This window comes from Enterococcus sp. OL5 (genome assembly GCF_006491895.1).
GTDB classification, from domain to species: Bacteria; Bacillota; Bacilli; order Lactobacillales; family Enterococcaceae; genus Enterococcus_D; species Enterococcus_D innesii.
Genome location: NZ_VHIL01000003.1, coordinates 181,101 through 195,804 on the forward strand (window position 1 = coordinate 181,101; position 14,704 = coordinate 195,804).

General features: G+C 41.5%; 15 protein-coding genes. 2 read left to right on the top strand and 13 right to left on the bottom strand.

Annotation, left to right across the window (positions count from 1 at the left end; all coding sequences use genetic code 11):
- Nucleotides 1-7: 7 nt before the first annotated feature.
- The 4 genes from FJU10_RS05090 to FJU10_RS05105 all read right to left on the bottom strand — a co-directional run bounded on the left by FJU10_RS05090 (nucleotide 8) and on the right by FJU10_RS05105 (nucleotide 3,508).
- Nucleotides 8-418: a hypothetical protein gene (locus tag FJU10_RS05090; RefSeq protein ID WP_140965319.1), complete on the bottom strand. Its 411-nt coding sequence runs from the start codon at nucleotides 416-418 to the stop codon at nucleotides 8-10.
- Nucleotides 419-422: 4 nt separating this feature from the next.
- Nucleotides 423-1,259, bottom strand: coding sequence for a carbohydrate ABC transporter permease (locus FJU10_RS05095; protein ID WP_086291700.1), 837 nt, complete (start codon nucleotides 1,257-1,259; stop codon nucleotides 423-425).
- A gap of 15 nt (nucleotides 1,260-1,274) precedes the next feature.
- Entirely contained in the window at nucleotides 1,275-2,180 is a 906-nt protein-coding gene (locus FJU10_RS05100) for a carbohydrate ABC transporter permease (RefSeq protein ID WP_086291699.1), read from the bottom strand.
- Between the two features lie 62 nt (nucleotides 2,181-2,242).
- Nucleotides 2,243-3,508, bottom strand: a complete 1,266-nt coding sequence (locus tag FJU10_RS05105; protein WP_140965320.1) for an extracellular solute-binding protein — start codon at nucleotides 3,506-3,508, stop codon at nucleotides 2,243-2,245.
- 242 nt (nucleotides 3,509-3,750) lie between these two features.
- Between FJU10_RS05105 and FJU10_RS05110 the strand changes: the two genes are divergently transcribed.
- Nucleotides 3,751-4,662: an ArsR/SmtB family transcription factor gene (locus tag FJU10_RS05110; RefSeq protein WP_077452136.1), complete on the top strand. Its 912-nt coding sequence runs from the start codon at nucleotides 3,751-3,753 to the stop codon at nucleotides 4,660-4,662.
- A 277-nt stretch (nucleotides 4,663-4,939) separates the two neighbouring features.
- On the opposite strand, the gene FJU10_RS05115 is transcribed toward FJU10_RS05110, so the two are convergent.
- The 6 genes from FJU10_RS05115 to FJU10_RS05140 all read right to left on the bottom strand — a co-directional run bounded on the left by FJU10_RS05115 (nucleotide 4,940) and on the right by FJU10_RS05140 (nucleotide 10,630).
- Entirely contained in the window at nucleotides 4,940-5,968 is a 1,029-nt protein-coding gene (locus FJU10_RS05115) for a Gfo/Idh/MocA family protein (protein WP_140965321.1), read from the bottom strand.
- 24 nt (nucleotides 5,969-5,992) lie between these two features.
- A complete protein-coding gene (locus tag FJU10_RS05120) occupies nucleotides 5,993-6,961 on the bottom strand; it encodes a sugar phosphate isomerase/epimerase family protein (protein ID WP_077452140.1) in 969 nt (322 codons plus the stop codon).
- Nucleotides 6,958-7,677 (bottom strand): ThuA domain-containing protein, encoded by a 720-nt coding sequence (locus FJU10_RS05125; RefSeq protein ID WP_077452142.1) that lies wholly within the window; start codon nucleotides 7,675-7,677, stop codon nucleotides 6,958-6,960. The genes FJU10_RS05120 and FJU10_RS05125 overlap by 4 nt, the downstream gene beginning before the upstream one ends.
- A complete protein-coding gene (locus FJU10_RS05130) occupies nucleotides 7,674-8,426 on the bottom strand; it encodes a sugar phosphate isomerase/epimerase family protein (protein ID WP_077452144.1) in 753 nt (250 codons plus the stop codon). The genes FJU10_RS05125 and FJU10_RS05130 overlap by 4 nt, the downstream gene beginning before the upstream one ends.
- Nucleotides 8,427-8,456: 30 nt before the next feature.
- The gene (locus FJU10_RS05135) at nucleotides 8,457-9,530 is read right to left on the bottom strand and encodes a Gfo/Idh/MocA family protein (protein ID WP_005228203.1); all 1,074 of its coding nucleotides are present in this window, start codon (nucleotides 9,528-9,530) and stop codon (nucleotides 8,457-8,459) included.
- 233 nt (nucleotides 9,531-9,763) lie between these two features.
- Nucleotides 9,764-10,630 (bottom strand): AraC family transcriptional regulator, encoded by an 867-nt coding sequence (locus FJU10_RS05140; RefSeq protein ID WP_140965322.1) that lies wholly within the window; start codon nucleotides 10,628-10,630, stop codon nucleotides 9,764-9,766.
- Nucleotides 10,631-10,762: 132 nt separating this feature from the next.
- Here FJU10_RS05140 and FJU10_RS05145 point away from each other — a divergent pair, with 132 nt between their 5' ends.
- Nucleotides 10,763-11,551: a PHP domain-containing protein gene (locus FJU10_RS05145; protein ID WP_060791485.1), complete on the top strand. Its 789-nt coding sequence runs from the start codon at nucleotides 10,763-10,765 to the stop codon at nucleotides 11,549-11,551.
- Nucleotides 11,552-11,658: 107 nt separating this feature from the next.
- Here FJU10_RS05145 and FJU10_RS05150 read toward each other — a convergent pair whose 3' ends face one another.
- The 3 genes from FJU10_RS05150 to FJU10_RS05160 form a co-directional block, all read right to left on the bottom strand.
- Nucleotides 11,659-12,597: a 2-dehydropantoate 2-reductase gene (locus FJU10_RS05150; protein ID WP_005228196.1), complete on the bottom strand. Its 939-nt coding sequence runs from the start codon at nucleotides 12,595-12,597 to the stop codon at nucleotides 11,659-11,661.
- A gap of 266 nt (nucleotides 12,598-12,863) precedes the next feature.
- Nucleotides 12,864-13,826 carry a rhodanese-related sulfurtransferase gene (locus FJU10_RS05155; protein ID WP_010749997.1) on the bottom strand — a complete coding sequence of 321 codons (963 nt, stop codon included), beginning with the start codon at nucleotides 13,824-13,826 and terminating at the stop codon, nucleotides 12,864-12,866.
- Between the two features lie 107 nt (nucleotides 13,827-13,933).
- Nucleotides 13,934-14,683, bottom strand: a complete 750-nt coding sequence (locus FJU10_RS05160; protein ID WP_015510359.1) for an alpha/beta fold hydrolase — start codon at nucleotides 14,681-14,683, stop codon at nucleotides 13,934-13,936.
- Nucleotides 14,684-14,704: the final 21 nt, after the last annotated feature.

The window sequence follows — 14,704 nt, forward strand, 5'->3', positions numbered from 1 at the left end:
CCTCCTGCTAAATCATCTTTTCTTTCATTTGAATAGACTTATTTTTTGCTATTAACAGCACCCCAGCTGCCATTGCTAAAATTAAACTTAAAATATCTAGAATGAAATATGATAACAATCCTTGGATCAACAGATAAACGCCTATTTTGAAATGAACGCGATCATCTTTGATATACTTTTTGCTCAGCAAAATATTACTAATCCCCAAACCAATTAGCATGACACCAAAACTACTAACAAATAAAAAAATGTTACCATAGCTTACATTCAATTGTTCAAGGTGAACCTGATTGTCACTATTTACCCCCAAGAGATTCAATTGGTTGCCTAAACCGTAAAAGATGATTGTAATCAGTCCATCGAAGATTTGCCATCCCCCCATAATCAGGACTAATCGTCGTTCGATTCTTCTTTTCATCACTTTATCCTTTCACTCCAACCGAAAGTGACATCGATTGCAAGAAGTATTTTTGAGCAAATAAGTACAATAGAAATGTTGGAATGATGGCAATCAATGCACCTGCCATCAATAATGTTGGCTGTGCTTGATACATTCCTTGAAGCAAACGCAATCCCGAAGTAATTGGCATTTTCTCGATATCATTGAAGACAATCGACGGCCACAAAAAATCATTCCAAGATCCTGTGAATGAAAATAACGAGACAACAAGCAAGACTGGTTTGATCAAAGGTAAAATAATACGCGTGAAAATTGTAAATTCACTTGCTCCATCGATTTGAGCAGCCTCATCAAAATCTTTAGGAATATTGTCCATAAATTGCTTGACTAAGAAAATATTGAATACTCCGGCCGCACCAGGTACGATCATCGCCAATGGTGTATTGACCCAGCCAAAAATATCAACAATTTTATAAAGTGGAATTAGGTTAACAACTGAAGGAAACATCATTGTTGCTAATAGAAAAGAAAACAAGACATTCTTCCCTCTGAAATGTAAACGACTATATGCAAATGCAGAAAAAGAAACGACAATCAGCACTAACAAAGTGTGACTGATTGCGATCAACATCGAGTTCAAAAACCATCTAACCAAAGGTGTACTCGTATTGTTGACAAGGAGTTCTGTATAGTTAGTTAGCACCCATTCTATAGGCAAAATTTTGAATCCAGCAGTCATCAATTCCATTTCTGACTTAAACGAAGTTAGGACGCCATATAACAAAGGAACAAGCCAGATTGTGGACATTAGCAAAAGAAAAACAAATGCAACAAACGATGAAACAGATTTTTTTTTCATTCTTACAGACCTCCCTTAGCTTTTCACTCGTAAAAACTTGAACTGAATGGCGGAAATAACCATGATACAGAGACCTAGGATAACTGCCATTGCCGAAGCGATACCAGCGATTGATTGACCTGATCCAAAAGCATTTTGCTGAATATACATCAGTAAAACTCGTGTCGAGTTGTTTGGACCACCACCAGTCAACATCAGTGGCTGTCCATAAACATTGAATTGAGCAATCGTTGTCATTACTACCGTATATAAAAGCTGTCCACGAATCGATGGTAAGGTGATTTTAAAAAACTTTTGGATGGCAGTTGCACCGTCAATATCCGCAGCTTCATAATAATCTTTGGGAATCCCATTCAAAGCTGCTTGATAAATAATCATATTACCGCCAATCGTCCACCAAACCGTTACCACGACCAAAGCAATCCAAGCATAAGGCTGTGTACCAGTCCAAGGTGTCGTTGTATTGAATAGTGTGTTGATTGGCCCATAGTTGACATTAAAAATCAGTGTCCAAATAATCACGATAGCTGAAATTGCGAAAAGTGACGGCATATAGAAGATAGACTGAAAAAGTTTGCTTAAAAATGGCTTTGTATTCAATGCCGCTGCCAACAATAAAGGAACCATGATACAAAAAGGAACAGTACAAATAACAAAAATAAAAGTATTGGTCAAACCTATTCTTAACTGGGTATAAAAAGTAGACTCAGTATTGAAAAATAATTCTTTATAGTTATCCAAACCAACGAATGTCGGTGTATTGAACAAATCCCAATCAGTAAAAGAGATGTACACACCAAAAATTATAGGTATCAGAAAAAAAATCAGAAAAATGATTAAATGAGGTGCAATGAAAAGCCATGCTGACCATTCTTTATTGGTAGATTTTTTCGTCTTTGTTTTTTCTATTGACGTAATCATACATTTTGCTCCCTTCTAAAGAAAACAGTATCAGCACAGATCTAAGCTGATACTGTTTATGGTTAATTATTTGTACTGTCTTTTGAAATCTTATCAGCTACTTCTTTTTGCATACCAGAAGTAAAATCATCGACTTCTTGCTTGCCAAAAATCGTATCAAATCCGTGTGCATCTATATATTCGGAGACATAACCATTATATTTATAATCAAAAATACTCAATGTTGCTTGTTGTTCTGGAGTCGAGATAAACAACGACTGTGGCATCTCTTGATATTCTTCATCGTTCAAGATGTCCAATGTAGCTGGGTTTTGACCGGCCTTCGCCCACTCAAGCGAGTTTGTACGAATCCATTCTAGAAAGTCCATAATACCTTTTTCTTTCTCTGCGCTACGCTCTTCACTTTTAAAAAGGACAAATTGGTGAGAAGATGCCCAGTTAACTGTTTCACTCAAGTCATTAGATAATTGTGGTGAGTTAGTCAATCCCCATTCAAATTCAGCTTCTTTGATATTGTTTTGCATCCAAATACCTTCTGGAAAAAAGATTAATTTTCCAGCAAGGAACAACTGACTAGGATCTTCACCATCTTTTGTTGTAACTCCTTCGTCATATAGTTCTTTCCACATACCAATCGCATCTTTCGACTCCGACGTATCTAAAGTTGGATCCGTTCCATTTTCGGTAAGAATACCACCATTTTGTTTCATCAAGGATAAGAAATTAGGCTTTACCCAAGTAACAGCAACGCCACGAATATCATCTGCCGCAGCTTTTTTACCTGCTTCTTTGATTTCATCAAAAGTTAAAATATTATCATCTAATGCACCGGGCGCATATTTCTCTACTAATTCTTTGTTGTAATATGTGCCCCAACTATGGATATCAAGTGGAATGCTATATCGTGTGCCATCTAGCTCTCCAAGATTCCAAGCTTCTGCTACATAATTATCTTTATTGATATTTTCATAATCGCCTAGCAAGTCATCATAACTTTCTAGCATACCATTGTCTTTATACTGCTTGATCCGTTCTGCGTGAACAATGTTTAGATCGGGAATGTTTTTCCCCGAATTAACAACTGTTGGGATTTTTGAATACATATCGCCTTCTTGTAATGACACATTTTTAATTTTGAATTCAGGATCAGTTTTGTTATAAGCATCAATCATTGCAACCATGTTTGATCCATCCGCCCCGGTAAATGGATTCCAAAAAGTGATTTCATTCTTGTTGTTTCCTGTCCCTCCCGAAGAACCACCGCAACCAGCCAAGACACCTGTACAGACCCCCAATACTACCCATTTTGCTATCTTATTCACTTTCATCGTCACCCTCCGTTTTACTAATTAGTTAATCCATTAACCTTCGACTGCCATTTACTATTTAACCAATCAGTAGATTCTTATTATTGTTTTCGTTTACAAAATTTAAGTTAACACCTGTTGCAAACGCTGTCAATGTTATGATATAGTAATTTTACAAAAACAACTTTTTGGTTAATGAAGATATAAGCTCGAGCCACATCCTCAGCACACATTTTAACTAATAAGTTAAGGAGACAGAAGAAATGGAGCTAGATTTAACGAAACATTCCCTACCGGTTTATGAAGCGTTGGCAAGTGAAACACGCTTGAAAATAATTCATTTCATCGGTAACGAGAAAAAAAGTATTAGTGAAATTGCCAAAGAATTACATATCAGCAGTGCGATTACCACACGTCATGTACAAAAAATGGAAGATGCTGGACTCCTCGATTCTGAACGAGGGATTGGCACCAATAGAAATAAAAAGATGGTTTTTTTGAAAGTAGATGATATCCACATCACTTTCCCCGAGCGAATCTACCAAGCATTCAGACTTCATTCTACAGATTTAAACATTGGACACTTCACAGATTTTTCTGTCAGTCCAACGTGTGGACTGGCGACAGTTAAAGAAGTAGTAGGAAAGTCCGATGACCCAAAGTATTTCTTGGATTCTAATCGAGTTAATGCAGCCTTACTGTGGTTCAATCAAGGCTTTGTGGAGTACAAAATCCCGAACCTCTTACAAGAATCTGAAACCCCTGAACTGTTAGAGATCAGCATGGAATTAGCCTCAGAATTTCCTTTGTCGAACAATATTTGGCCTAGCGATATTTCAATATTTGTTAATGATGTCAAAGTAGCTATTTATACAGTTCCGGGAAACTTTTCTGATACTCGAGGTCGATATACTCCGTTATGGTGGAACGATCGTTTTAGCCAATACGGTTTACTCAAGCATATTCGAATCAATAAACTAGATACTGGTATTGATGGTGAATGCTACTCAGAAGTTACCATTGATGATTTGCAGTTACATAATTCCCCTTTTATAAAATTACGATTAGAAATTGAAGAAAATGCTAAAAATAAAGGAGGGCTGACCCTGTTTGGAAAAGGATTTGGAAATCACAACCAAAATATTCTTGTGAATGTATATTATTTAGATAATTAATGAACAATCATGTAGACAAAAAGAGCAGTATAATTTATATTGCTCCCTCTAAACATTGAACTAACAATAGGAAAAATAACTGTGATTTAAACTATCTTTATCCGTATCTATCATATGTTGATTATTATGTTGAAATATCGGCTATTCTCCTATCCGAACATTCATAATAAGCGGTTCGCTTGTCAATGATGCCTATATTGCATGGTAGATTCGTTTAAACAAACTATATGAAGTAGAAAAAAGTCCCTCACCAATTATCTGGCGGGGACTTTTTCTCTTACGCTGTGGCAAAAATGCGTTCAATCAACTGCATCACTGCTCGGACTTCTTCGTTTTTAACGATAGGTTCGGCACCGTTGCGTACAACGTTGTAAAAATTCTTGTAGAAAGGTTCAAAATCCGCTTCGGCTTTCGGGAAAGGGATCTCTTTGGCTGCCAATTCCGATGGCGGTGCCATCGTTTTCGTCAAGCCAACGCCTGCTTGAACTGGTTTTGGTGCGGCCACGTCTTCGCGACCTGTTGCCTGAACCATTTCCCCATTTAGATCCCAATCGGTGATGGTGGCTGTTCCTTCTGTTCCTTTGATGTACCAGCGAGGCAATTGCGTGTAATTGGAGGTTCCAACTTCCACGACTGCTTTGACCCCATTTTCAAAAGTAATCAGAGCGAAGAACCCATCATCGACTTCTTCCCCCAACACAAAGCTAAGATCCGCTTTGACGTCTTTCACTGGGCTGTCGATCAGCCATAGCATTTGATCCAGCAAGTGAACGCCCCAGTCTAAGAGCATTCCCCCGCCTTGTTTTTTCACATGACGCCAGTCTCCTGGGATGCCGTTTGCCCCTTGGACCCGTGATTCTAATTGGAACAAATCGCCGATCTGTCCATTACGGTACAGTTCGCGTACAAGTAAAAAATCAGGATCCCAACGGCGGTTTTGGTGAACCATAAAGGTATTGCCAGTTTCTTGGGCAACCGCCACGATCTCATCTAGTTCCGTAGTATTCAGCGCAACAGGCTTCTCGCAAACAACATGTTTGCCTGCTTTCAACGCAGCGATCGATAACTCTTTATGCAAGTCATTAGGTGTGGCGATCAATACTGCTTCGATCGTCTCATCGGCTAAGACTTCATCATAGCTTTTAAAGATCTTATGGCCTTTTTCTTGTGAGATCGCTTGACGTTCTTCATTGATATCGTAAGTTCCTACGATGTGGATTCGTTCGTTTTCATTTGGTAAGATATTGTGGACATGGTACGCACCCATGCCGCCATATCCGATTACTGCAAAATTGATTGCACTCATGTCTGACACTCCTCGGTTTTCTTCTTATGCCCACCACATGGATGAAGCTTCTTCACGGATCATAATCGTCTTCAAGTTACTGATGGCACGAGTCAGTCCTTCATCAATGGACATGATTGGATCTTCATGTTCAATACTCAAGACATAATCATACCCATAAATTCTAAGCGCAGAAATAATATCTGACCAGACTTGTAAGCTGTGGCCGCAACCGACTGAACGGAAGGTCCAAGCTCGGGTTTTGACATTGCTATATGGCTGCATGTCCGTCAAGCCATACATGTTGATATTGTCTTGGTCCAAATACGTATCTTTGGCATGGAAGTGATGGATCGCATCGGCTTCCCCTAAGATTTTGACCGCTGCCACTGGGTCGATCCCTTGCCACCATAAATGACTTGGATCCAAGTTACAGCCGATGGCTTTCCCCGCAGCATCTCGCAGTTTCAACATCGTATAAGGAGTATGTGCCAAAAAGCCGCCATGAAGTTCGATCCCGATTTTAACACCAGCCGCTTCCGCTTCCGTGTTGATGCCTTTCCAATAAGGAATCAGTTTTTGTTCCCATTGATAATTATAATTGTCATCGTATTCCGTTGGCCATGGCAATACTGGCCAGTTGACTTGCGTATCTGTTGCATTTCCGCCTGAAACGCCTGAAAATCCGTTCACAACAGGTACATTCATTAAGCTGGCTAATTTGATGGTTTTGCGCAAAAGTTCATCGGCTTCTTGCGCTTCTGCTTTTAATGGAGAGATTGGGTTGTTGTGACAGCTCAAAGCTGAGATTTCCAATCCTTTATCAGCTAATTTCGCTAAGTATTCTTTTCGCTCTGCTTCACTTGCTAGTAAACGGTCAATGTCTAAGTGGGCATTGCCGGGAGAACCACCGGTACCGATCTCAACGGTTTGGAGCCCTTTTTTCGCTACTTCATCGATCATTTCTTCAAAGCTAAGTTGATTGAATAATGGGGTAAAAACACCTAATTTCATTTTCTTTCCTCCTCAATTGCTTGAAAATGCCCATATGTTGGGTAACGATTTTCTGTTGGTGCACACCAGCGAGCCGCATTTTGGATCACTTTTTGCACTTTGGGATTGTAATAGCTTGGGAATGTCTCATGACCAGGCTGGAAATAGAAAATCTTGCCATTCCCACGGCGGAATGTACAGCCGCTGCGGAAAACTTCACCACCAGGGAACCAGCTGACAAAAATCAATTCATCCGGCGCTGGAATATCAAAGTGCTCGCCATACATTTCCTCTTGCTCTAGTTCGATCCATTCGCCGACTCCTTCAACGATTGGGTGGCTTGGATTGATATTCCAGATCCGCGCATGCTGATCGTCTACCCGCCATTTCAAATCGCACGACGTTCCCATCAAGGTTTTAAAGATTTTCGAAAAATGGCCGGAATGCAAGACAATCAGTCCCATTCCTTCCCATACACGCTGCTGCACACGAGCAACGATAGCATCATCGACTTCTTCATGCGCCATATGGCCCCACCAAACCAACACATCCGTGTCAGCCAATACTTGCTCCGTCAACCCGTGTTCTGGTTCATCAAGGGTCGCCGTTCGCACTTGGAAATCATCCTCTTCTAAAAACTTGGCAATTTGACCATGGATTCCTTCTGGATACATTTTTTGGACGGTCTCATTTGTTTTTTCATGACGAAACTCGTTCCATACCGTAACATGGATCATTGGTAGACCTCCTCTACGATGTTTTTTAATTGCAGATAATCAATCCCGCTGGCTTCTAAAGGAGCGAATTTTTGAAACGCTTCCTGCTCGACGATCAGCCATGGTAGTTCTAATGCTTTAGCTGCTTCTACATACGACTTGATTGGTAAAATCCCATTGCCGATCTCGGTGCTTTCCTGCGGCTGCTCTTGCATATCTTTGATATGAACCAAACCGACCTTCGTTTCGCGTTCCTTTAGCCAAGGTAAAACAGCCACGTTTGCAAAGGCTAACCAGTAAAGGTCGGCTTCCAAACGCAGTTGCGGATTGTCTTTGATCAGTTCATCGATCATGGATTCTCCAGCAACTTCAGTAAATTCATGGGCATGGTTGTGGTAGTAGCAAGTCAGCCCTTCTGCTTGCAACTTTTGGGTGATCTGGGTCAGCTCCGCAGCAAAGGCTTGCCATTTTTCCAAAGAATCAAAGCTGGCATACGGAATCACGATCCGTTGATTGCCAATCGTTTTTTCAAAAGCGACGGTTTCTTCAAAAAGATCTTGCAATGCTTCAAACGGGATATGGGAAGCCGCGACCGCCAAATCCAACTGCTCCAGCATTTCTTTGATCTGAACAGCACTGTGTCCATGATAACCGGCAAATTCAACACCGTCATAGCCGTTTTGTTTTACTGTTTTCAACGCTTCAAAAAGATCTGTCTTGCAGTCCTCTTGAATACTCCAAAGCTGTAAAGCGATTTTCGGTTTTGTCATTTATGCTCGCTCCTTTTCTTCCAGCAGTTCTTATAGGTAGACTGGCTCACCGGTTTGCGATGATTTGTAGATCGCTTCTAAAATCTCCGTCACGACCATTGCTTCTTCAGGTTTGACCACTGGTTCGGTATCGTTGATGATCGCATGGATCCACGATTGTGCTTCTAAAATTTCTGGCGTCTCCCCGTTTCCTTCATAAAAATCAACGCCGCCTGTTTCAAGTTCGATATTTTTTTCATACAGCAAGCTGTGGTCTTCCCCATTGATGGTCAAACCGTTGTTCATATCCGCACCGGCTTTGCTACCCATCAGTGTCGTTTTGGCTTCTTTCACGTCCAAACTGTTGAGTGCCCAGCTGGCTTCTAAGAAAATCGTTGCGCCATCTTCCATGACCACAAAACCAAAGGCCGAATCTTCTACTGAGAATTTCTCTGGGTCCCAAGGGCCCCAAGCATTTGCGGCATTTTTGGTTTGTGACAACTCATGATACGCTTTTCCGACAACAAATTTTGGTTTGTAATTGTTCATCATCCATAAGGTCAGATCCAATGCGTGGGTACCGATATCGATCAACGGACCGCCGCCTTGCGCCTCTTCATCAAGGAAAACACCCCAAGTTGGCACAGCCCGACGACGGATCGCATGAGCTTTCCCAAAATAAATGTTTCCTAATTGTCCTTCGGCGCACACTTCATGAAGATAACGAGAATCTTTTCTGAAACGGTTTTGGTAGCCGATCGTGAGTTTTTTTCCTGTTCTATTGGCTGCTTCGATCATTGCTTTGGCTTCTGCCGCTGTTTTTGCCATTGGTTTTTCACACATGACATGACAATCCGCTTCTAGTGCGGCAATCGTCAACTCAGCGTGTGAGGCGTTTGGTGTACACACATGGATCACATCTAGATCAGCTTGTGCCAACATCTCTTGATAATCGCTGAATACTTGGGCATCTTCGGTCCCAAATGCTGATTTCGCTTCAACTGCACGTTCAACCAGCAGATCACAAAAGGCAACCATTTCTACTTCTTCTACTTGAGACAAGGCAGGCATGTGCTTGCCGTTTGCGATCCCACCGCACCCAATGATTCCAACTTTAACTGTCATATCTTTCCTCCTGAAAACGCTTATTATTTTCTACCCCCTCATTATAGCGAAACATCGAAAGCAGTTCTTCCCAGTTTCCATTGAAAAAATTCCCGAAAATTATCTTATGAAACTTTAACAAAAAGAACCACTCCACAATTTATGCAAAGCGCTTAAAAAAACACTATCGAGAAAAAATAGCACTAAATTGACAAAAAAACAGTCGACAAGCAAAGGCTCATCGGCTGTTTCTATCAATTTTGATTCAGTTGTTTCTGGTACTGCAACGGTGATTGACCAACGGCTTCCTTAAAGACATGGTGAAATGTTTTGACACTGGCAAAACCTGCTTTTTCAGCGACTTCTGCCATGGGGATCTTTTCATTGGCCAAGATAAATTTGGCTTGATTGATGCGGTATTCCGTCAAAAACTGCATGAAGGTCTTGCCAGTATTGGTTTTAAAGAAACGCGTGAAATAATGGGGACTAAACCCTACATGTCTTGCGGTGTCCTCCATCGTCAAGACTTCTTGGTAATGAGATTCGATGTACTCAAAGACATCATTCAGACGCTGCAAGGTTTCTTTGTATTGCGCGGCCGTTCGTTTTAGCGGATTGACGGCTTGTTTGCGCTTTGGCAAACCTTGATAGCACTCCCCAATCAACTGGTAAAGCAGCCCGAGAGTCAAATAACGCTTCCCAACAACATTTTCTTCTTCCAACTGATACAACTCGATCAAGAGACCTGTTATTTTTTCCGTAAAACTCGTTGGCCAATTTTTACTGTGGGGCTCCCCTTCTTCAAAGAGTGTCATCAAGGATACTTCATTTTCTCGCAGCAGCGGCTCTTCAAAAAGCTGCATATCAAATTGATAGACATAGCGTTCACTCTCAGGTGATGCAAGAAAGTAGTGGGGTTGCCCGCTGGAAAATAGATACAGATCCCCTTCCTCCAACTCAATAATCGTATCGTCAACACCAATATTCACCGTGCCGCCCTTAGCGTAAATGATCTCGATTTCTTTATGGACATGGGGATAAACGATGGTCAACCCATCATTTAGAAACGTTCGAAAACGAAATTCACTTTCAAATTCAGGAATTTCAAGGTACATACTCATGGCTGACCGACTCCTTCGCTCTATTCTTATTTATTATAAGCGAAAAATTGTCCAAGAGAAAACCTTTTCTCAGCCAATCATAGTTTCTTCTGCTTTTTTGTGGTATCGTATTCAAGAAAAGGAGTCTTGTTTATGAATTATTATGATCAACATCTGCATACATTTTTGTCTTTTGATTCAGATGAACAGTTTGAGAATTATCTTGCTTACCAGCCTGCCTACTTCGTTGCGACAGATCATTTCGATTTGAAGAACCCCTATTCGGGATTCCGTGATGATATTCCTGACTATGAATTACTAGTAAATACCCACCAGAAGCTGCAAGAGACCACAGCGACGAAACTCTTAAAAGGCATCGAGATTGGTGTCGTGCCTGGTCAAGAACAAGAAATCTTGCGCTATCTTGAAAGCCATCCCTATGACTTGAAATTGATCAGTATCCATCAAAACGGTACCTTTGATTATATGGACGATGCCGTGTTGAACAAGGACAAATTTGCAGTCGCCAAACAATACTTTGACCAAATGGCCCACGTGTTGGACTCGTTTTCTGACGGGCACATCGTGACCCACTTTGATTATGGCTTGCGACGTTTCCAATTTACAGCTGAGGAATTGGCCGCCCATTTTGAAACAGAGTTAACGACGATCTTCAAAAAAATCGTTGCCCGCGACTTAGCGATGGAAATCAACGCTAAGAGTTTTGGCCCCTATCAAAATGCCCACCTTTATCAATATGCTATCCCGCTGTACCAAAGTGTCGGTGGGAAATTGTTCACCCTCGGTTCTGATGCCCATAAAGCCAGTGACTATCGGTTAGATTTTGCAGCGATGAGCGATCTGCTGCGTTCCTTTGGTGTCAATCAATTAGCGGTCTTTCAAGGTAGCGAACGGTTTATGGCGGATCTGCCTGCACAATAGCGTCACCTTTAAATGCACTCTACAACACATTTTCAATAAATGAACCAAAAACGGCGAACCCTAAAAGGATACGCCGTTTTTTCATTTTAAGACCATATTTACTTAGGTTACTCTGCTGCTAAAATATCTTCCTTGGCATGGATCATTTGAGTCAAAAAGTCACAATAAGGCGTTGGGACTTGGTACTTGCGGCCTTTTCGTGAGATTGCGCCATTGATATAATCGATCTCGGTTTTGCGATGATTATTGATCAAATCTTGATACATGGATGGATAGTGCATTCCGATTCCTTCTGGATCATAGGTTTCCTCAATATGGTGGACTACTTCGGATACATCCAGTTCAACAGATTCATGGGCAGCAACTGCCGCAAATTCTTCCACGATCGTTTGGACCATCGCACGCGCCGTTGAGGTTTGTCCGAATTGGGCAATATTCACATTTAAAATCGAACACAAACCATTTAGGGTGCCGTTGACACAGGCTTTGCGATAGATGGAGTAACGGATGTTCTCAGAATAAGACGCATTCAACCCAGCATCAGCCAAGACTGCCGCCAATTGACGGGCATCTTCTTCTTTCCCCGGTTCGATATTTTGCAGTTCTACAGAACCATCCCCAAACAAGCGAACATTACCAGGACCAATCAAGTCCGCCGTCCAAATGGTATTTCCTAAAAAGATTTTATCCGTGCTAACATATTTTTCAATCGTGTCCTCATGACCGATCCCGTTTAATAAGCATAAGACTTTCGTTTGCTCGCCGATCATCGGTTTGATCGTTTGCATCATTTGATCCAGTTGCATCGCTTTAGTAAAGACTAGGATCAAGTCTGCTTGTACAGTCGTTGGGATCTCATTTTGCGAATAGATCGAAAAAGGGACTGCGATCTCTTCACCGTTTAAGTTCGCTCGTAATCCGTGTTCACGGATCGCTTCGATATGCGCCGGCCAGCCGTCGATCAACGTGACGTCATTTCCGCCTCTTTTTAGCATAATAGCAAAACGGCTGCCCATAGCACCTGCACCAGCAATAACAATTTTCATCTGAATTCCTCTTTCCTCTTCCACAATTAGGTATAGTTTACTCTAAAATCGTGAAATATGCGAGAGCCTTGCGTTTTTTCTCGATAGGAAAGAAAAAAGAACAATTGGAATAGTTAGATTTTTCAGATAATTAAAAAACGGTCGTTTCCAACTTTGTTCATTCAAAAAAGTCGCACGGAAGATTGAAAACTTGACTGAGCTAAGCCAGTTTTCGGACTCACGTGCGACTCTTTTAATCATTCATTTTCTGTGAAACAGTTGTCGGTTTAGGCAGTGACTGTTTCGTTTTTTGTTGCAAAGTTTTTTAACCGTTCAGCTTTTTCTGCTTCTGTGATTCCATGTTGCTCCACGTAACGGTTGTGTTCGTGGATGGCACAATCATAGCTGCAGGCACCTAAATGGGCAGCCTGATTTTCCTCAGAAGTTAAGAATTGGCGATTGCATTCTGGGTTGGCACAGTTTACATAGCGCTCGCAAGGTGTGCCATCAAACCAGTCGCGGCCGATGACTTTTTTATCTACATGATTGATTTCCACACTGATGCGTTCATCAAAGACGTACATTTTGCCATCCCAAAGCTCGCCTTGAACTTCTGGGTCATTCCCATAAGCAAAGATACCACCATGAAGTTGGGCCACATCTTCAAAGCCTTCTCGCAGCAGCCAGCCTGAGAATTTTTCACAACGGATACCACCAGTACAATAAGTAACGACTTTTTTATCCATGAATTTCTCTTTATTATCGATGATCCATTGCGGCAACTCACGGAAGCTGCGGATATCGGGACGAACGGCTCCTCGGAAATGGCCTAAATCATATTCATAATCGTTACGGGCATCGATCACCACGGTATCTTCATCTAACAGCGCTTCTTTGAACGCTTTAGGATCTAAATATTTTCCAGTCATTTCTAATGGATCGATGTCGTCTTCAAGGTTCAATGAAACCAATTCTTTGCGCGGACGAACGAATAGCTTTTTAAACGCATGTTCTTCTACTTCGTCGATCTTATAAAAAATCCCTTTAAAACGGGGATCAGCTTCCATTTTTTCCATATAGCGATCCGTTGCTTCAACCGTTCCAGAAAGCGTGCCATTGATCCCTTCATTGGCTACTAAAATACGGCCCTTGATGCCAATTTCTTTCCCAAATGCTAAATGCTCCTTGGCGAAGCTTTCCGGATCTTCAATTGTTGTGTATTTATAAAATAATAAAACGCGGTATGTCAAACCAATTCCTCCTTTTTTTGCACCCTACAGTATAGGTTATCACGTGACAAAAAACGAGTTTTATGCTTGTACCTTTTCACACAATCTTTTTCTTCGAGCGAACCGTGTCATGGATTGGTTTTATTGAGCTCTGCCACGAAAAAAGCTGTGACTTGATCCATCGTTTCTCCACGAACCAGATGGCGTTCTTCTCGCGAGATAAACTGCAGATTTGCTTCTGGATTTTCTGCCACAAAGGCTTCCACATCACCATAAGGAATTTTCTCGTCTTGGGTACCATGCCAAAACAAAAGAGGACGCTGTCCTAATTTCTCTGGTTGAGAAGACAGGTCGTAAGCATCCATCCAGCTTAATAGCTGACCATAATCCTCGGGTACAAAGAACCCAGCAGCGCCAGCGTGCATTTGGATGCGGTCACGGTATTTCAACATGGAAGGAGAACCCATGATACAAGCTGCCGCTGTGATTTCTGGATGCTGGCACAATAAACCGCACGTGGTCATCCCTCCCATGGAGACTCCGCCAACTGCGATCTGACCGTTGACCAAACCAAGATTTTCAAAAAAATCGACTAAGTAAGAAAACTCAAATAGATTGGTTTGGATACTTTGCCAAAAAGTTAAAGAAGGAATCTCCGATAGCTGGGTCTTGCGCTCCCCATGATTGGCTGCATCTGGCAAGACCACCCGAAAACCTTCTCTAGCCAACTTTCTGCCTTGTGTCAACACTAATTCTTTACTCGTCTGCCAGCCATGATAGTAAATAATCAATGGCAGCGGCTCATAAATCATTTCTTCTGGTACGACTTCTAAGACCGGAATATTCCCGATTTTTCTTTTTCGAACAGCTAATTTCATTCTTTTCCACCTCAGCTTAAG

Bases quoted from the DNA above. Each gene is read 5' to 3' on its own strand.
- FJU10_RS05105 (WP_140965320.1), bottom strand. From the start codon at position 3,508: ATGAAAGTGAATAAGATAGCAAAATGGGTAGTATTGGGGGTCTGTACA.
- FJU10_RS05110 (WP_077452136.1), top strand. From the start codon at position 3,751: ATGGAGCTAGATTTAACGAAACATTCCCTACCGGTTTATGAAGCGTTG.
- FJU10_RS05135 (WP_005228203.1), bottom strand. From the start codon at position 9,530: ATGACAGTTAAAGTTGGAATCATTGGGTGCGGTGGGATCGCAAACGGC.
- FJU10_RS05160 (WP_015510359.1), bottom strand. From the start codon at position 14,683: ATGAAATTAGCTGTTCGAAAAAGAAAAATCGGGAATATTCCGGTCTTA.
- FJU10_RS05115 (WP_140965321.1), bottom strand. From the start codon at position 5,968: ATGAGTGCAATCAATTTTGCAGTAATCGGATATGGCGGCATGGGTGCG.
- FJU10_RS05095 (WP_086291700.1), bottom strand. From the start codon at position 1,259: ATGAAAAAAAAATCTGTTTCATCGTTTGTTGCATTTGTTTTTCTTTTG.
- FJU10_RS05100 (WP_086291699.1), bottom strand. From the start codon at position 2,180: ATGATTACGTCAATAGAAAAAACAAAGACGAAAAAATCTACCAATAAA.
- FJU10_RS05145 (WP_060791485.1), top strand. From the start codon at position 10,763: ATGAATTATTATGATCAACATCTGCATACATTTTTGTCTTTTGATTCA.
- FJU10_RS05140 (WP_140965322.1), bottom strand. From the start codon at position 10,630: ATGAGTATGTACCTTGAAATTCCTGAATTTGAAAGTGAATTTCGTTTT.
- FJU10_RS05150 (WP_005228196.1), bottom strand. From the start codon at position 12,597: ATGAAAATTGTTATTGCTGGTGCAGGTGCTATGGGCAGCCGTTTTGCT.
- FJU10_RS05090 (WP_140965319.1), bottom strand. From the start codon at position 418: ATGAAAAGAAGAATCGAACGACGATTAGTCCTGATTATGGGGGGATGG.
- FJU10_RS05125 (WP_077452142.1), bottom strand. From the start codon at position 7,677: ATGATCCATGTTACGGTATGGAACGAGTTTCGTCATGAAAAAACAAAT.
- FJU10_RS05120 (WP_077452140.1), bottom strand. From the start codon at position 6,961: ATGAAATTAGGTGTTTTTACCCCATTATTCAATCAACTTAGCTTTGAA.
- FJU10_RS05130 (WP_077452144.1), bottom strand. From the start codon at position 8,426: ATGACAAAACCGAAAATCGCTTTACAGCTTTGGAGTATTCAAGAGGAC.